The sequence below is a fragment of the Bacillus sp. LSHTCR4 genome (assembly GCF_057197025.1).
Map to the genome: position 1 here is coordinate 1,051,703 of NZ_JBXUNO010000001.1, position 16,579 is coordinate 1,068,281.

The 16,579-nt window shown below is 34.2% G+C and carries 20 protein-coding genes; 14 read left to right on the top strand and 6 right to left on the bottom strand.

Annotated elements, in window-relative coordinates; genetic code table 11:
- Positions 1 to 8: 8 nt before the first annotated feature.
- From AC2CGR_RS05360 to AC2CGR_RS05370, 3 genes are all read left to right on the top strand, one after another.
- A complete protein-coding gene (locus AC2CGR_RS05360) occupies positions 9 to 467 on the top strand; it encodes a spore coat protein (protein ID WP_087964280.1) in 459 nt (152 codons plus the stop codon).
- A 179-nt stretch (positions 468 to 646) separates the two neighbouring features.
- Positions 647 to 826 (top strand): hypothetical protein, encoded by a 180-nt coding sequence (locus tag AC2CGR_RS05365; protein WP_001045960.1) that lies wholly within the window; start codon positions 647 to 649, stop codon positions 824 to 826.
- A gap of 101 nt (positions 827 to 927) precedes the next feature.
- Entirely contained in the window at positions 928 to 1,548 is a 621-nt protein-coding gene (locus tag AC2CGR_RS05370) for an NAD(P)-dependent oxidoreductase (RefSeq protein WP_087964279.1), read from the top strand.
- A 25-nt stretch (positions 1,549 to 1,573) separates the two neighbouring features.
- Here the strand turns inward: AC2CGR_RS05370 and AC2CGR_RS05375 are convergent, their stop codons facing one another.
- From AC2CGR_RS05375 to AC2CGR_RS05385, 3 genes are all read right to left on the bottom strand, one after another.
- Entirely contained in the window at positions 1,574 to 2,056 is a 483-nt protein-coding gene (locus tag AC2CGR_RS05375) for a DUF456 domain-containing protein (RefSeq protein ID WP_000217327.1), read from the bottom strand.
- Between the two features lies 1 nt (position 2,057).
- Positions 2,058 to 3,365, bottom strand: a complete 1,308-nt coding sequence (locus AC2CGR_RS05380; RefSeq protein WP_000353720.1) for a hemolysin family protein — start codon at positions 3,363 to 3,365, stop codon at positions 2,058 to 2,060.
- Between the two features lie 208 nt (positions 3,366 to 3,573).
- Positions 3,574 to 4,443 (bottom strand): hypothetical protein, encoded by an 870-nt coding sequence (locus AC2CGR_RS05385; RefSeq protein WP_087964278.1) that lies wholly within the window; start codon positions 4,441 to 4,443, stop codon positions 3,574 to 3,576.
- Between the two features lie 256 nt (positions 4,444 to 4,699).
- Here AC2CGR_RS05385 and cbpA point away from each other — a divergent pair, with 256 nt between their 5' ends.
- From cbpA to AC2CGR_RS05405, 4 genes are all read left to right on the top strand, one after another.
- A complete protein-coding gene (gene cbpA, locus AC2CGR_RS05390) occupies positions 4,700 to 5,347 on the top strand; it encodes a cyclic di-AMP binding protein CbpA (protein WP_087964277.1) in 648 nt (215 codons plus the stop codon).
- A gap of 443 nt (positions 5,348 to 5,790) precedes the next feature.
- Positions 5,791 to 7,128, top strand: a complete 1,338-nt coding sequence (brnQ4, locus tag AC2CGR_RS05395; protein WP_412678151.1) for a branched-chain amino acid transport system II carrier protein BrnQ4 — start codon at positions 5,791 to 5,793, stop codon at positions 7,126 to 7,128.
- A gap of 66 nt (positions 7,129 to 7,194) precedes the next feature.
- Positions 7,195 to 7,524, top strand: coding sequence for a chaperone CsaA (gene csaA / locus AC2CGR_RS05400; protein ID WP_087964275.1), 330 nt, complete (start codon positions 7,195 to 7,197; stop codon positions 7,522 to 7,524).
- Positions 7,525 to 7,541: 17 nt separating this feature from the next.
- On the top strand, positions 7,542 to 8,069 hold the full coding sequence (locus AC2CGR_RS05405) for a DUF1572 domain-containing protein (RefSeq protein ID WP_484480605.1): 528 nt from the start codon (positions 7,542 to 7,544) through the stop codon (positions 8,067 to 8,069).
- On the opposite strand, the gene AC2CGR_RS05410 is transcribed toward AC2CGR_RS05405, so the two are convergent.
- Together AC2CGR_RS05410 and AC2CGR_RS05415 are read right to left on the bottom strand one after the other, a co-directional pair.
- A complete protein-coding gene (locus AC2CGR_RS05410) occupies positions 8,042 to 8,347 on the bottom strand; it encodes a permease (RefSeq protein WP_131102729.1) in 306 nt (101 codons plus the stop codon). The genes AC2CGR_RS05405 and AC2CGR_RS05410 overlap by 28 nt on opposite strands.
- Before the next feature lie 4 nt (positions 8,348 to 8,351).
- On the bottom strand, positions 8,352 to 8,648 hold the full coding sequence (locus AC2CGR_RS05415) for a hypothetical protein (RefSeq protein WP_087964272.1): 297 nt from the start codon (positions 8,646 to 8,648) through the stop codon (positions 8,352 to 8,354).
- Between the two features lie 89 nt (positions 8,649 to 8,737).
- On the opposite strand from AC2CGR_RS05415, the gene spoIIP reads away from it, so the two are divergent.
- The 5 genes from spoIIP (at position 8,738) to AC2CGR_RS05440 (ending at position 13,495) form a co-directional block, all read left to right on the top strand.
- Entirely contained in the window at positions 8,738 to 9,892 is a 1,155-nt protein-coding gene (spoIIP, locus tag AC2CGR_RS05420) for a stage II sporulation protein SpoIIP (protein WP_087964271.1), read from the top strand.
- A 221-nt stretch (positions 9,893 to 10,113) separates the two neighbouring features.
- Complete coding sequence (locus AC2CGR_RS05425; RefSeq protein WP_131101982.1) at positions 10,114 to 10,611, top strand: GNAT family N-acetyltransferase; 498 nt, start codon at positions 10,114 to 10,116, stop codon at positions 10,609 to 10,611.
- A gap of 11 nt (positions 10,612 to 10,622) precedes the next feature.
- Positions 10,623 to 11,363, top strand: a complete 741-nt coding sequence (locus tag AC2CGR_RS05430) for a M15 family metallopeptidase (RefSeq protein ID WP_087964269.1) — start codon at positions 10,623 to 10,625, stop codon at positions 11,361 to 11,363.
- A gap of 23 nt (positions 11,364 to 11,386) precedes the next feature.
- Positions 11,387 to 11,833 (top strand): NUDIX hydrolase, encoded by a 447-nt coding sequence (locus AC2CGR_RS05435; protein WP_087964268.1) that lies wholly within the window; start codon positions 11,387 to 11,389, stop codon positions 11,831 to 11,833.
- Positions 11,834 to 12,019: 186 nt separating this feature from the next.
- A complete protein-coding gene (locus AC2CGR_RS05440; RefSeq protein WP_270185265.1) occupies positions 12,020 to 13,495 on the top strand; it encodes an amidase family protein in 1,476 nt (491 codons plus the stop codon).
- A gap of 49 nt (positions 13,496 to 13,544) precedes the next feature.
- Here the strand turns inward: AC2CGR_RS05440 and AC2CGR_RS05445 are convergent, their stop codons facing one another.
- Positions 13,545 to 14,762, bottom strand: a complete 1,218-nt coding sequence (locus AC2CGR_RS05445; protein ID WP_131101986.1) for an MFS transporter — start codon at positions 14,760 to 14,762, stop codon at positions 13,545 to 13,547.
- A 272-nt stretch (positions 14,763 to 15,034) separates the two neighbouring features.
- Here AC2CGR_RS05445 and AC2CGR_RS05450 point away from each other — a divergent pair, with 272 nt between their 5' ends.
- Together AC2CGR_RS05450 and AC2CGR_RS05455 are read left to right on the top strand one after the other, a co-directional pair.
- Positions 15,035 to 15,463: an NfeD family protein gene (locus AC2CGR_RS05450; RefSeq protein ID WP_087964265.1), complete on the top strand. Its 429-nt coding sequence runs from the start codon at positions 15,035 to 15,037 to the stop codon at positions 15,461 to 15,463.
- Positions 15,464 to 15,465: 2 nt separating this feature from the next.
- Positions 15,466 to 16,437 carry an SPFH domain-containing protein gene (locus tag AC2CGR_RS05455; RefSeq protein WP_087964264.1) on the top strand — a complete coding sequence of 324 codons (972 nt, stop codon included), beginning with the start codon at positions 15,466 to 15,468 and terminating at the stop codon, positions 16,435 to 16,437.
- Positions 16,438 to 16,579: the final 142 nt, after the last annotated feature.

The following is a 16,579-nucleotide window of genomic DNA, read 5'->3' on the forward strand; positions in this document are numbered from 1 at the left end:
GCACTTTCATGGATTGTATGAAAGAATTAATGAGGTATAGTTATATGCTTATATATAAGGTTGGAGAGTATACAGAAGAGGTAAGAGACGGAGAATTAAAGGAGCTATTACAGCATCATTTACCATATATGTTGCAAGCATATAATGAACAAGTGAATTTTCAAGAAGGAGAGAATGTACAGCATATAACTTGTGAACCAATTTCATTTCATTTTCATGAAATGGAAAAGGAAACTGGTAGTAAATATACAGGGGATATTTATATTGCAACTTGTTATATTTCGCATTTAAAACGGTTAGCGTTAAAGTTTGCTCAAGTGGCAGTTGAAGTTGCAAATCCAGAATTTCGCTCGTTTTTAGAAAACTGCTTCCTGAAAATGAATCGTTATGCCTATAGTGTATGGCAATATGTCGTCAAGAAAGAGTATAAGATTAAACATGTATATGAAAATGAGAAGTTTGCATAAGAAACTAAGGCGGAAAGATAGGCGCCTTAGTTTTTTGCTTTTCGCGGAGAAAAAATGCCTGCATATATTATCGGAAAATTTACAAAAGTTTACCGTTTATTTACTATTTTTCAATCTTTCCTTTAAAAATAGAGAGTAATATGGGATTGTACATATTCTATCTAAAGGAGGAAACGCAAATGAACAAATGGGTTAAATCATTAACTGCTATGGCACTTGCAAGTTCTTTATTAATGGTAGGTTGTAGTAAAGGTGAGGACAAGAAGAAAGAAGACGATACAACAACACAACAAGAGGACAAAAAGGATAAAGAAACAAGTGGAACTGAGAAGTCTACGGATTCTAAAGAAAAGAAATAATGTAATAATAGAGCTTCCTCTTATATATGAGGAAGCTTTTTTGTTGTAAATTGATTGAGATTATTGAAAAATAGAGAAAGAATGAAAGAGGGGGAAAACAAATGAAAGTATGTATATTGGGAGCAACAGGTAGAGTAGGTTCAAACATAATAAAATTAGCATTAAAGGATTCAGCTGAAGTGACTGCATTAGCGCGTGATTTAAATAGAATAGAAATACATCATGAAAGGTTACGAGTTATAGAAGGGAATGTATTGAACGAAAATGATATAAAGAAAGCGATAGAAGGAAGCGATATAGTAATTAGTGCACTTGGAACGGATCAAAATGGGACGTTAGCGAAGAGTATGCCACAAATTATAAAGAAAATGGAAGAAGAAGGAGTTCGTAAAATCATTACAATAGGAACAGCTGGTATTTTACAAGCAAGAACAAATCTAAATTTATATCGTTTTCAATCAACGGAATCAAAAAGGAAGTCGACAACAGCAGCAGAAGATCATTTAGCTGCATTTAAGATACTAAGTAGTAGTAATTTATGTTGGACGGTCGTTTGTCCGACGCATTTAATTGATGGTGATGTGACAGGGGTATATCGAACTGAAAAAAATGTATTACCAGAAGGAGGAGCAAAAATAACAGTTGGTGATACAGCGCAATTTACGTGGAATCTATGTAGTAAAAACAAATATGAGAATAGCCGAGTAGGGATTTCATATTAAAAAAACCATCCCGAAATTGGGATGGTTAAAAGACGATATAACATACAAATATGATAATCATAATGATTTGGAGAATGGCTTTCGCTACTGTACTGCTTAAAAAACCAACTACAGTAGCAACTCCTACTAGAAAGGCGTCTTTTGGCGCTTTTTTATGCATGAGTTCTGTAATAAATACCGATAAGAACGGTATGATAATTAAACCGAATGGCGGGAAAAAGAAAGATCCGACGATGATAGAAATCATACCGACACGTTCTCCCCATTTAGAACTTCCATATTTTTTCAAGAAATATCCATTTGCAATAAAATCAGCAACGAAAATGAATAGTGTGAAAATGACTTGAATAATCCAAAAGGAAGTTGTTAGTTCTCCGCCATTTATACCGAAATGGTAAATGAAGTATCCAGCCCAGACAGCAAGGATGCCTGGAATGATAGGATAAATAAAGGCGAGAAATGAAACAATGAAACAGGCAATGATACAGATTGTTAATAATACTGTCACTTTATAGCTCCTTTTTTATATCTAATTTATGTACAGCAATTTTTTTGACTTGATGTCCATCAAGTTCTAATGCCTTAAATTGAAAACCGGCATATTCGATGGAGTAGCCAGCTTCAATATTTACGTCAACGGCTTGCGATAATAGCCAGCCTCCGATTGTATCTAAGTCGCTCTCATCAATATGTAAGCCAAACATATCATTTACTTCAGAAATAAGTACTTTTCCATCTAAAACAGTAAGTTTAGGCGTACGCTTTTCAATCATAGGTGATTCATCCGCATCAAACTCATCTTGAATTTCCCCAATGATTTCTTCAAGAATATCTTCCATTGTTAAAAGTCCAGCAGTACCACCATATTCATCCATAACGATTGCCATCTGAACGCGATTCTTTTGTAGATGAACTAACGTTTTGCGAATTGGAACAGTTTCAAATACAGTTAGTACTGGATGTATGTAAGATTCAAGTGGCTTATGGATGCCTTTTGTTTGATCATGAAATACTTCTTTCGTATTGATCATACCGATAATATCATCTTTATCTTTTTCGATGATAGGGTAGCGTGTATACTTTTCAGTTGCGACGATATCCATATTTTCTTCTAACGTATTTTCAGTAGATAGGCAAATCATTTCTGTACGAGGGACCATAATTTCTTTCGCAACTCGGTCGTCAAATTCAAAAATATTATTTACATATTTATATTCGGTTTGATTTATTTCGCCGCTTTTGAAACTTTCACCTAAAATGAGTCGTAGTTCCTCTTCAGAATGGGCAAGTTCATTTTCTTTCGCAGGTTCTAAACCGAGTAGTTTTGTGAAAAAGATAGCAGTACTATTAAGTAACCAAATGAACGGGTACATAATTTTATCAAATAAAATAAGTGGTCGTGCAAACTTAAGTGTGATTGCTTCTGCTTTTTGAATTGCAAAAGACTTTGGAACTAATTCACCTAATACAACATGGAAAAATGTAATCACACTAAAAGCAATAATAAAGGATAAAGTATTTGCCATTGTTCCAGTAATATTAATCTTTTCAAAGAGCGGTCGTAGTAAATGTTCCACAGTCGGTTCACCAAGCCAACCAAGCCCTAAAGAAGTAATTGTAATCCCGAGCTGACAAGCTGATAAATAAACGTCTAAATTGGATATGACACTTCTTGCAGCTAAGGCTTGTTTATTTCCTTCATTTGCAAGCTGATCAATTCGACTTTTTCGTACTTTTACAACAGCGAATTCTGATGCAACGAAAAAGCCAGAAATAAGGATAAGTATAAAGATGAGAAAAATATTTAATATGTCCAAGTGTATTCTCTATCCCATCGTTTGGAATAAAGATGTCACCTCCTGCAATTATGTTATACTTTTATAATAAATCCAAATGAAAAGAATAGTCAAAGAAAAAGGGTAAATATTGGTATGTTTCTGCAATGGTTTTTGAATTTGCTGTTATTTTGTCCGCTATACAAAAGGAATAACCCTCTACTTTCAGATTCTAGAGGGTTATTTCAAATTAAGGTTTTGGAATACTTTTCGTTAAAGCGTATGATTGTTGTTTAAAATGGTTTGTCGTCCATAGTGTTTGAAGGAATGAGAGCATGCAATACGGGATATACAAGAGCAATAAGCTAATCGTAACAATAATAGGTGCATTTCCGCCGAATTGAACGATAAATTGCAATAGTCCACTTGCGTGAAAAACGCATTCCATAAAAACAAATGAAAGGATAATGGAACCTAAAATAGATTTATGATTCGAGGTAAGCGCTAAAAACAATGTATCTACAAGGAAAGAGGATTGTTTTATTTCATATTCATTTGTATTACTTAAGAAAGGAATCCATTTTTTTATTGCTTGCATAACGATAATCATGGAAGTACTACAAACGATGATAAAAGATGAGTAGTAAGGAAGCTTCATAAATTTTGTGATGTATAGGAGTAGTAATAAGACTGAGCATTGTAATAATACAGTACATAAAGAATAAGGTATCCATCTTAATAAAGAAGAGAACTTTTTAATTGATTGAGGTGCTTTAAAAAATAAATGACCGATCCCTAAGCTGATGAAAAATCCGATTGCAAGAGTAAAGGAAAAACGAACAATCGATAAAAAATATATCTCCCATATGTAAGGGAATAACGGTGTTGATTGATTAGCGGTATGTACCATCTGATTTGCTGAGAAAAAGATAGATTCGTGCATCCAATCAATCTTTGGAATTGTCATCGAAGAAAGTTGTGCGAAGTTATGGAAAATGCTTATAAAGCCGGTTATGTATGAGTATTTATGTGTAATGAATAAAGCTGGAATAGGACTAATGATAAATATAATGAGAACACCAACGATAAATTTACATATATGAGAGCGCAATAAAGACATGTAATCACCTACTCTTAGAATATTCAGAAAATTCTTATTCTTATTTTAGCTTTTTTCGGTGTAAGTTACAATATATTTTCTTAAAGAAGTTTAGAGAGAATATTTCATATTGTAGGAGATATAAGTGAATGAAACGTGAATAAATTATGACAAGAAAATGAATAATTTTCAGAAAAATAAAATAAATTATTTATTTTTTTCTGAAAATATAATATAGTTATGGCACAGAAAGTATTTTAACATAAGGAGGCTGTTTATGAGGATTAAAGGGAATTATGTGCCGAAAAGGGAAGTTTTATTTTGCTCAAGTTCAATTACAATAGGGGAAGCGCTAGAGCATTTAAATAAAACTGGTTATCGTTGTGTACCAGTTTTAGATGAAAAAAAAGAGAAATATTTAGGGAATATATATAAAGTAGATATTTTAGAATATAAAGGCTCACTAGAAGAGAGTGTATTACAACTATTAAACGATAAAGAAGGGTATGTCAGAGAAGATTCTTCGTTCTTTAAAGTATTTTTTACAATAAAAAAATTACCTTATTTATCAGTAGTTGATGAAAAAGGAGTCTTTCTTGGGATTTTAACGCATAAAAAAGTTTTTGAGCTATTAGAAGATGCTTGGGGCGTTCATTCTAGTAAATACTCTGTCATGATTGGGACACAAGATTATAATGGAGCTATTCAAAAATTATCGACAGTATTAAAAAAATATACAGGTATCCAAAGTTTAATGACTTTTGATAATGATGCCTTATTAGTTCGTAGAATTATGTTTACATTAGGAGAAGAGTTTAACGATGGTGAATTAGAGACGTTATTGAAAGATTTAGAAGATCACGGATTTAGAGTTGTATATGTGGAAGAGATGAAAAATCCACGTGAAGTTGAAACGATAGAGTAACATGCAAAAGCCGTCTAATTATGTTAGATGGCTTTTGTTATGTTACGTGTATAAAGTTATTTAAAAATAACGATAGAATAATAAGCGAGGCTGAAACAATATTTGTGTAAAAGAATAAAAAATGTAGACAATTTTGATTTTCAAAAAAGTCAATTTGAAAATATGTTTTTATTTTTCAACTAAATATGTTACTATATGTGTGATAAAAACAAAGAGGTCTGACAACTATACTCCACGCAATACCACTCTAATGATTTAAAAATTCAAAAAAATCAAAAATCGAAAATTAATAATTAGAGTAAAAATAAGGGGAATGGAGAAATTATGGAGAAAGACACTGCTTTGTAAGGGGCATATTTTATCAGCTTGAGCAGAGAGGAGGATGCATAGCATATTGTGAAATTAGAGATAAACAATGAAAAAGTGCTATGCAAATGAAAAGCATGAAGGGACGTTTAAGGCCAGGTGATACGGTAGCAATCGGTTTAATGTTATTTGCACTATTTTTAGGAGCAGGAAATTTAATTTTCCCACCAGTTTTAGGTCAACAAGCTGGAGAGAATGTTTGGGTTGCTACAATTGGATTCCTTGTAACGGGAGTCGGATTACCCCTATTAGCTGTAACAGCTGTCGCGTTTGTAGAGGGGGACTTGAAAGCGCTATCTTCTAGAGTTCACCCTATATTTGCGTTTATTTTCCCATTGATTAGTTATTTAGCGATTGGACCATTTTTCGCGATTCCACGTACGGGAGCCGTTTCATTTGAAATGGGTATGAAGCCATTTTTATCAGAGACATTAGTTTCAGAGTGGTACATGCTATTTCTTTTCACTATAATTTTCTTCGGAATAACTTGGTATTTATCTTTAAATCCATCAAAATTAGTGGATTGGTTCGGGAAATTTCTTACACCATTGTTAGTATTGATTGTTGCTGTAATTGTCGGAAAGGCAATGGTTGATCCGATTGGAGAACCAGCTGCGCCGCTAGCGGCATACAAAGAAAATGCTTTCTTTGGTGGATTTATTCAAGGATATTTAACGATGGATGCAATTAGTGCGCTTGTATTTGGAATTGTTGTTGTACAAGTTATCCGCTCTAAAGGAATAAAAGAGAGTAATCAAATTGCAAAAATAACAGTAGTATCAGGTATTATCGCTGTACTTGGTTTAACGTTAATCTATTTATCACTTGCTTATCTTGGTTCAACAAGTACATCACTTGGGGTATCAGAGAATGGTGGGCTTATTTTAACGAATGTTGTAAATGAGTTATATGGAACAAGTGGTAAAATTTTATTAGGACTTGTTATTATACTTGCTTGTTTAACAACTTCTGTTGGATTAACATCAGCTTGTGCTGGCTTCTTTACAAACTTATTCCCAAAACTTTCGCATAAAACGATTGTAACAATGGTATGTGTATTTAGCTTAATTGTATCTAACCTAGGTTTAACACAATTAATCGCAGTTACTTTACCAGTGTTGATGATCATTTATCCAGTTGCAATCGTATTAATCGTACTTTCTTACTTCCATAAATGGATTGGGAAGCGTAATACCATTTATATTGGAGCTATTTTAGGTGCATTGTTAATTAGTTTCTTTAACGGTTTAGAAAGTGCGAAGATTAAAATTGACGCGATTTCTAACGTATTGCAAATGTTACCATTATATAACGAAGGAATAGGATGGTTAATCCCATCATGTATTGGCGGGATTCTCGGTTTCTTCTTCTATAAATCAAATGAATCAAGTGAATTACAAAAGAAAGGTGCTTAGGTGCCTTTCTTTTTTTAAAGGGGATTTTTAGGTTTTGTCTAAGTAATAATTGGGAGGAATGATAAAATGGCTAATTTTGAAGATTTTTTAACTTTGGATGTAAGAATTGGAACTGTAACACACGCAGAGGAATTTAAAGAAGCAAGAGTGCCCGCGATTAAACTAGAAATTGATTTTGGGGAACTTGGGATAAAGCATTCAAGTGCTCAAATTACGAAAAGGTATAATCCAGAAGATTTAGTTGGTCAGCAAATCGTTGCGATTGTAAATTTTCCGCCAAAACGTGTAGCTGGATTCAAATCTGAAGTACTTGTATTGGGAGGAGTTCCTGAAACTGGTGATGTTGTGCTGCTTCAGCCTAATATGGAATTACCAAACGGAACAAAAATTAGTTAATGTAAAGGCGGGCGAACATGGATATTGGACGCGAATATGTACAGTGTGCCATTTCGAATTTTGAAGCAACAAAGAAACAAGGGGAACGTGTGCTTTCACAATTAACACATGAACAGATTGAATGGTCTTCTCATGAAGCAACAAATAGCATAGCAATCATAATTAAGCATCTGCACGGTAATATGCGTTCTAGATGGACGGATTTTTTATCATCTGATGGTGAAAAAATAGATCGTAACCGAGATGCTGAATTTGAAGGTGGTTATTCTTCTAAGAAAGAGGTACTTGCAGCATGGAATGAAGGATGGGAATATGTTTTTAAAACGATGAATGTGCTAACGCCGGAACAGGTATTACAGACGGTATATATTCGCGGTGAAGCACATACTGTCATGCAAGCAATTGAAAGACAAATCTCTCATTATGCTTTGCATATTGGACAAATGATTTACATTGGTAAAATGTTAAAAGAAAATGAGTGGGAATGTTTAAGTATTCCTAGAGGACAGTTTGCAAGTTATGTAGAGAAAAAACGTTCAACATAATAATAGGAAAGAAACCGATATGAAATTGGAAATAAGAAAATGAGCCAAATGATAGATGGCTCTGTAATCATAAGAATGCTGCCAAAAATAAGTCCATATATAATAAGAAAGAAATTAAAAAGTGTATTCACGGGGATAAATCGCGAGATAAACACTTGCTGTCTTTTAAAGCAATCACTGTGAAATAAATAAAAGCGGAAGTACGATGTGGCAGTAATAAGATCTTTCTTTCGTGCAATTCTTTTTTTACATGTATGACAGATGAACGGTGGTTGCATTTCATTATACTCCATGTTTTATATTTGCAATAATATAAGACAAAAGTAGGTACAAAGTGTATATTCCTATATACGCTCCTGAGAGAAGGAAAAATGGATTTAGTAAAATTCCATGAATGCTTGTCATAAAAACTAAATCTCGTATTAAAACATCGTATATATGAATAGAAATAATTGTACCGAGTACATAAAGTGCTAAGTACGCAGAAATATGTAACGCAACGCGGGTTGTAGGATGCTTAGCAAGCCAATAAAAAATAAATGATAGTACAATGGGTAATGTTCCTATTAGTAGCTTCAATTCATTTCACCTCATAAACAATATAGCCGGAATTTAGACGGTCTATTCTCTAGAGCTTGTACATAACTTGAAATAGAGAGGGTGATAGTATGAATCGAGGCTTTTTTTATGTGAAATTCACGAGTGTACGTAAGTTAGTATTATTTATTATTACGACAGTACTAGCGACTTTTTTTCTTATTAGTATGATGGTAACTTCTATGAAAGAGACAAAGTCAACGTATTTATATAATTGGTTAAATGAGTTATCGATGAATGGTTACATGTATATTCTTGGGAAAGAGAATCATTATTTTACACAGGAATATCGAAATTTAAATCAGGATTTTTCAATTTCTTCGTTTCTCTTTTCTATGGCTACGAATATTCGTTTTAACGATGTACGCAGTTTTGTCGGTAAAGAGCTACCTGGTTTTGGTAAGTACGATACAGAAATTGTTATTGCGGGTGAAGGGACAAATTATTCTAACTTACCGATAGAATCGAGCGTTCCACTTGAAGAAGTAGTAAAAGAACGGACTGGAGAAGGAGGACAGGCTCCAAAGCAGGATACGAATAAAGAGAAAAAGCAACCAGCCCAAACGACAGGGAAACGACAAGTTGCATTTATTTATCATTCGCATAGCTGGGAATCTTATTTGCCGTTATTGAATTTAACAAATGATCCAAATCCGAATAAAGCAACAAGTTCCGTAACGAATATTTCAATAGTCGGCGACCGATTTCGTGAACAATTAGCAAATGAAGGGATCGGAGCAACTAACGACAAGACTGATGTGGGTCAAAAGTTGATTAGTAAAGGGTTAAATAGTAATAGTTCTTATAAAATGTCACGGGAAATTGTACAAGAAGCAATGACGGGCAATAAGGAATTGCAGTACTTTTTTGACTTACATCGTGATAGTGCTCGGAAAAATGTAACGACAAAAGCAATTGGAGATAAATCATATGCAAAGCTTGCTTTCGTAATAGGAAAAGGAAATAAAAACTATGAAAAGAACTTACAATTAGCAACGGCTTTACACGAGACAATTAATAAGAAATATCCAGGGGTTAGCCGCGGTGTCATACAAAAAGGATTCCAAACAGGCAATGGAGTCTATAATCAAGATTTGTCAGGGCAAGCAATATTAATTGAAGTTGGTGGTGTAGATAATACAGAGGAAGAACTAAATCGATCGATTGATGCATTAGCTAAAGCATTTGGTGAATATTTTTGGCAGGCAGAAAAGGTGAATGGATAAAGTGATCTTAAATTAGTGGGAGAGTGTGAAAAACGTGAGTGTAATGCTTGCGTTTTTTTGTAATGATGAGACGTCACAGAATAGACATAATTTGTCGTTGTTATAGTAATATCGAAATTTGTCAAATTATACTGGGAGATTTACAAAGGGATTTTCGGGAAAGTAGAGAAAATCTTTTTACAAGGAAAGCTTTTTATTATGAAACTGGTAGGGTGATTGAAGTGATTAGGAAGATCCAAATAGAAGATGCAGCATCATTTTTGCAATTAAGTAAGCAATTAGATGAAGAAACGAAATTTATGTTGTATGAACCAGGAGAAAGGAAATTTACAGTTAAGCAACAAGAGCAAATGATTCAGCGCTTTGTAGAAAATAAATATGCAACAATATTGGTAGCAGTTGAAGAAGAGAGAATAGTAGGATTTATTTTAGTGAATGGAAATCATATTCAAAGAAAGAGACATGTAGCAAGTATTGTAATTGGGATTTTGCAAGAGTATAGCGGGCGAGGTATTGGGACTAGATTGTTTAAAGAGGTCGAGAAGTGGGCAAGATTACATGATGTATGGCGTTTAGAATTAACGGTAATGGCCCACAATACAAGAGCTCTGGCACTATATAAAAAAGCTGGATTTGAGAAAGAAGGTGTCAAAAGAGCTTCTCTTATTATCGATGGAGAGAACATCGATGAGTATGAAATGGCCAAATTATTAAAATAAGAGGTCGTTATATGAAAAAAAGATGGATACTACTTGGTATCGTAGCGGCGATACTCATTGTTGGAGTAGCGGGAATCAATTATAAGATGTATAAGGATAAGCAAGCACGCGAGGTAAATGTAAATAACATATTTCCGAAAGCGAAAGAAACGATTGCGAATATGGATGGGGATATTGCGGTAATTAGTAATCCGAATTCAATGCTTGTGCTTGTGAATAAAAGTAGACGTTTACCAGATGGGTATAGACCGCCAGATTTAGTTATTCCGAAAGTGCGCTACTCTAGTGAAGGTGATCAAGAAAAGAAAAAAATGAGGAAAGAGGCAGCCGGTGCGCTTGAGGAAATGTTTCAGCAAGCGGATAAAGAGCGTGTTTTCTTATTTGCAGTCTCTGGATTTAGATCTTTTGATCGGCAAAAAGCGTTAAATACGATGTATAAAAAGCAAGATGGAGAAGCAAAAACAGCAATGTCGAGTGCAGTTCCTGGAACGAGTGAACATCAAACAGGACTAGCTATGGATATCACATCACAATCTGCTAAGTTTCAGTTAGAGACAATTTTTGGTGAAACGAAAGAAGGGCAGTGGCTTTCTGAAAATGCCCATAAATTTGGTTTTGTCATTCGATATACAAAAGAGAAAGAATCGATTACGGGCTATCGATTTGAACCATGGCACGTGAGGTATGTGGGAAATCCACAAGCTATATATTTATATGAAAATCAACTGACACTTGAAGAAGTAGCGCAGTGAACAATTGAGGGGAGAGAAGGATTATGACGGTGTTATATAAGAAAAAAGTACACGCATATGTGACAAGAGAAAAAGAAGGAGTTATGCAACTGCTTGTTTTTAAACATCGTGATATACATGAAGCTGGTATACAAGTGCCAGGGGGAACAGTTGAAGAAGGGGAAACGCTAGAAGCAGCGATTTTACGTGAAGTACAAGAAGAGTCTGGGTTACGTCATTTATGCATAGAACGATTCCTAGCTGATTACATCATACATGTGAAAGAAAAAAAGGAATATCAAAAACGTCATTTCTTCCACGTAACATTACTAACAGATGTAAAAGATAGTTGGGAACATATTGTAAGTGCCGGTGAGGAAGATGAAGGCTTAGTATTTTGCTACGAATGGATTGATATTGCAAAATGCCCTGAATTAGCGGGGAAACAAGGTGAGTTTTTACATTTGTTAGATGAAGTATATGCACAGTAATAAAAGAGTCTGAAACGTAAATTCATTCGTTTCAGATTCTTTTTATTTTTCAGGAAATAAAAGGTTTTTCTATTGGTAAGTTGAATTCTTTTAAAGGGATTGTAATTGTATACGCGAGGAGCGGAGAAAATGAAAAACTAATAGGTACATGTAATCAATAAAAGGCTTTATAAAAGGAGAATGATGATGGAGATTCGGTTCAATACACTACTACAAAAAGAATTAACAATTCATGATATACAAAAAGCAATGGCAGCTGGGCAATTAACATCAAAAGAATTAGTTATGTATTACCTTCATAGAATCGCAAAGTATGATCAAGACGGACCGAAAATCAATTCTATTTTAGAAATCAATCCAGACGCCATCTTTATTGCAGAAGCGTTAGATTATGAAAGAAAGATTCAAGGTATAAGAGGTCCATTACATGGTATACCGGTTTTACTTAAGGATAATATTGAAACGAATGACTCTATGCATACAAGCGCAGGTACGATTGCGCTAGAAAAAAATATAAGTAGTGAAGATGCATTTCTCGTCACGAAGCTGCGAGAAGCAGGAGCAGTGATAGTAGGGAAAACAAATATGACAGAATTAGCAAATGCAATGTCATTTGAAATGTGGGCTGGATATAGTGCAAGAGGTGGACAAACAATAAACCCTTACGGTACGGGTGAGGATGATATGTTTGTTGGTGGCTCAAGTACAGGGTCTGCCATAGCAGTTGCTGCTAACTTTACAGTAGTATCGGTTGGAACAGAAACGGATGGTTCTATTTTGAGTCCAGCTGTTCAAAACTCTGTAGTCGGTATTAAACCGACTGTTGGTCTAATTAGTCGTAGAGGTATTATTCCGTTCACATATTCGCAAGATACAGCTGGTCCATTTGCTAGAACAGTAACGGATGCTGCTATTTTACTAGGGGGGTTAACTGGGGTAGATGAGAAAGATATAGCTACTCATAAAAGTGAAGGGATAGCAGAACATGATTATACAGAGTATCTGGATGTTAACGGTTTAAATGGAACAAAGATTGGTGTATATAACAACGCCCCAAAAGAGTATTATGAATCTGGTGAGTATGATGAGAAATTGTTTAAGGAAACAATTGAAGTATTACGTAGTAAGGGTGCGAGGGTAGTAGAGGATATTAATATTCCGTCTTTTCATAGAGAATGGAGCTGGGGTGTATCACTCTATGAATTAAAGCATAGTTTAGATAACTATCTTTCGAAATTACCGTCTACTATACCAGTGCATTCTATTTCAGAGTTAATGGAGTTTAATGAAAACATAGCAGAAAGAGCTCTGAAATATGGACAAACTAAGTTAGAAAGAAGAAAAGATTTTCCTAATACGTTAAGAAATCCAGAATATTTAAATGCAAGATTAGAAGATATATATTTTTCACAAGAACAAGGTATTGATTTTGCACTGGAAAAATATAATCTTGATGCAATTCTGTTCCCTTCTTATATAGGCTCCACTATATGTGCGAAAGCAGGTTATCCGTCTATAGCAATACCTGCGGGATATATGGAAAGCGGAAGGCCTTTTGGAATTACTTTTGCAAGTACAGCTTTTAGTGAAGGAATATTAATTAAGCTGGCATATGCTTTTGAACAAGCGACAAAACATAGAAAAATTCCGGGTTTGTCATAAATAGAATATACAAAAAGGACAGGAATTTCTGTCCTTTTTGTTTTATTGATTACATTGAAATATCTTTTTGATTTGTCTTATGATATTTTAATAGGCTAAAAGATAAACAAGCAGAACATAAAATAAGAAAAGCAGCAATGATATAAATTGTACGAACACCGAATATATCAGTGATAATGCCAACACTAAGCATAGAAAGACCAGAAGCTGTCGAAAGAAGTGCGCCATGAGCTGTATACATTTTTGATAGTAAAGAAGGAGCGACACTTGATTGTAGAACTGTCGTTTGAGAAATATCTCTAATTTGATAACATGGTCCCATTAGAACGCACAGAAAAAGCGCAATAAAGCCGCTACTTGTCATACCATATAAAAATGTAAGAATACTAAACATAAGAGAGCCTATCGCCATAGAGCGTATTAAATTGTTTTGAATGTATGTACTCATTTTCCATGCTAATAGACCGCCAATTAACGTCCCAACATAATAACTTGTATTAATAAATCCCCACCATTCTTCTCCTTTATGAAGGACAGTTGTTACATAAGCCATCGTAATAGCACCGATCCATATTGTCCCTGCAAAAGTTTCAATTAAGTCCATACATGTAACAGTACGAAGAGAAGGGTTTTGAAATAAGAGTTTCCAACCTTCCAATAAAGCAGCACCTTTTGAAGAAGAAGGCTCTATTACTCGTTCAGTATGTATGGATCGTAATGAAATATGTAATGCAACACATCCAAAAATCATTAATATGTTATTCATCATGAGTGTAGAAGTAGCGCCGACGAGAAGAACAATAATACTTGTAAATGAATAAGCAGCGGCTTGCGCAATTTGTGTAGAAAAGGAAAATATACTATTTACTTTTACTAATTTTTCTTTCGGTGTAAGGCGCGGAAGAATACCGTATAATAATGGAGCACTCCAGCCACTACACAATGAAATGAAAAAGATGAAAATGAATAGTGTTACAATGCTTGTGGAAACCATTGGGAATAATAGCGTGAATAAAAATAATAGAGCAGTTTTTAGCCACTGCAGTGTAAAAAGTAATGAATAAGATGAAAAACGATTCATTATAAGTGGTGCAGATGTATTTGCTATAAGATTAGTCATGACTTGTAATAATGGAAAAAGAGCAGTTAATGCAGCGGATTTAGTTGTAATATACATATGAGTAGTAATAATCATTATGTATACGATGTCAGCGAGAGTAATGCATATTTTCGATCCTAAATAGTAAGTCAATGAACGTTTTTGCAATAAGCACACAACCTTTCTGGGAAAAATATGACAGTAGTTATAATAATTATAATTTGAAAAATAAATTTTGAAAGAATTAAATTTTTTGTCACTTTTTGAAAGGGTTTTTCATGTATAATGAAGAATATATTAATATAGTATTTTAATAATACTTATTATACAGTGAATATGTACAATAGCTTGTAGTAAGCGCCCACGTAGTAGAAAGGGCGGATAAACCATTCTTTTCTTCATATACATATAGAAAATGAGAAAGAAAGTGAGGGTTGCATATGGCTGCTTGGGTAATTTGGTTTATAATAGCTGGTATTTTATTTATTGCAGAAATGTTGTCGATTACATTTTACATGCTTTGGCTTGGAATTGGAGCTGTTGTCGGAGGTCTTATTGCTTTGTTCGTTCCTGAAGCACTACTGTTACAAGTTATTGCTGGTGGGATTGTAAGTTTAACATTGACTTTCTTTACAAAAAAAATTTCAAAAAACTTTCGAGAAGCAAAAGGTTTTACTGATACAGTAGATATGCTAGTCGGTAAAAAAGGGATTATTATGCAAGCGATTACAAATGAAACGAACGGTATTGTGAAGGTGGATGGAGATACTTGGACAGCTATTGCCGATGAACCAATTGATGCTGGAGAAAAAGTTATTGTTATAAAGAGGCATAGTACTATATTACAAGTAAAAAAGGAGAGTGAATAAATATGGTAGTCGCATTAACGTTAACGATTATATTTGCATTAATTGTTGTTACATTTATCGCATTAACAATAAAAATTATTCCACAGCAAAAAGTTGGAGTCGTTGAAAGATTTGGTAAGTTTCAGCGTGTAATGCAGCCAGGATTAAATTTATTAATACCAATTGTAGATCGCGTTCGTGTATATCATGACTTACGTATTCAACAAACGAATGTACCACCGCAGAAGGTAATTACGAAAGATAATGTACAAGTAGAAATTGATACGATTATTTTCTATCAAGTCGTTGAACCGGAACTTGCGACATATGGTATTTCGAACTATGAATATGGTGTTCGTAACATTACTTCAGCAACGATGCGTCAAATCATTGGTAAAATGGAACTGGATGAAACGTTATCGGGTCGTGAAAAAATTTCAACAGAAATTCGCTTAGCGCTTGATGAAGCAACAGAAAAATGGGGCGTTCGCATTGAACGTGTTGAAGTTGTCGATATTAATCCGCCAAAAGATGTGCAAGCGTCAATGGAAAAACAAATGAAAGCAGAACGTAATAAACGTGCGATCATATTAGAAGCTGAAGCTGCAAAGCAAGATAAAGTCCTTCGTGCTGAAGGGGAGAAGCAAAGTAAAATCTTAATGGCTGAAGGGGATAAAGAAGCACGTATTCGAGAAGCGGAAGGTATTAAAGAAGCAAAAGAATTAGAAGCGCAAGGGGAAGCAAGAGCGATTGAGGAAATCGCAAAAGCAGAACAAAACCGAATTGAATTACTTCGTGAAGCGAATTTAGATGAACGTATACTTGCTTACAAATCATTTGAATCATTAGCTGAAGTTGCGAAAGGGCCAGCAAATAAAGTTTTTATTCCATCTAATGCAATTGAAACACTTGGTACTCTCGGGGCAATTGGAGAAATCTTTAAAGAAAAACAAGCGAAGAAACTGCCTTTAAATAATACAGAAAAAGAGCAATAAGAGTGAAAAAGAGAAATGGGGTGCCATTTCTCTTTTAATTTTTGATTCGTGTAATAATAGTAGACAGTTTTTCCATTGTTTTGATGCACAGAGTTGTAACTAGTTTCCTAGCTGTTTTTAAGTAATATTTCTCAGAGATTTT

Excerpts from the sequence above, each read along its gene's own strand:
- AC2CGR_RS05365 (WP_001045960.1), top strand. The coding sequence starts at position 647 with ATGAACAAATGGGTTAAATCATTAACTGCTATGGCACTTGCAAGTTCT.
- spoIIP (WP_087964271.1), top strand. The coding sequence starts at position 8,738 with ATGAATCGAGGCTTTTTTTATGTGAAATTCACGAGTGTACGTAAGTTA.
- AC2CGR_RS05455 (WP_087964264.1), top strand. The coding sequence starts at position 15,466 with ATGGTAGTCGCATTAACGTTAACGATTATATTTGCATTAATTGTTGTT.
- AC2CGR_RS05450 (WP_087964265.1), top strand. The coding sequence starts at position 15,035 with ATGGCTGCTTGGGTAATTTGGTTTATAATAGCTGGTATTTTATTTATT.
- csaA (WP_087964275.1), top strand. The coding sequence starts at position 7,195 with ATGGCTAATTTTGAAGATTTTTTAACTTTGGATGTAAGAATTGGAACT.
- AC2CGR_RS05385 (WP_087964278.1), bottom strand. The coding sequence starts at position 4,443 with ATGTCTTTATTGCGCTCTCATATATGTAAATTTATCGTTGGTGTTCTC.
- cbpA (WP_087964277.1), top strand. The coding sequence starts at position 4,700 with ATGAGGATTAAAGGGAATTATGTGCCGAAAAGGGAAGTTTTATTTTGC.
- AC2CGR_RS05410 (WP_131102729.1), bottom strand. The coding sequence starts at position 8,347 with ATGCAACCACCGTTCATCTGTCATACATGTAAAAAAAGAATTGCACGA.
- AC2CGR_RS05440 (WP_270185265.1), top strand. The coding sequence starts at position 12,020 with ATGGAGATTCGGTTCAATACACTACTACAAAAAGAATTAACAATTCAT.
- AC2CGR_RS05435 (WP_087964268.1), top strand. The coding sequence starts at position 11,387 with ATGACGGTGTTATATAAGAAAAAAGTACACGCATATGTGACAAGAGAA.
- AC2CGR_RS05360 (WP_087964280.1), top strand. The coding sequence starts at position 9 with ATGGATTGTATGAAAGAATTAATGAGGTATAGTTATATGCTTATATAT.
- AC2CGR_RS05405 (WP_484480605.1), top strand. The coding sequence starts at position 7,542 with ATGGATATTGGACGCGAATATGTACAGTGTGCCATTTCGAATTTTGAA.
- brnQ4 (WP_412678151.1), top strand. The coding sequence starts at position 5,791 with ATGAAGGGACGTTTAAGGCCAGGTGATACGGTAGCAATCGGTTTAATG.
- AC2CGR_RS05430 (WP_087964269.1), top strand. The coding sequence starts at position 10,623 with ATGAAAAAAAGATGGATACTACTTGGTATCGTAGCGGCGATACTCATT.
- AC2CGR_RS05370 (WP_087964279.1), top strand. The coding sequence starts at position 928 with ATGAAAGTATGTATATTGGGAGCAACAGGTAGAGTAGGTTCAAACATA.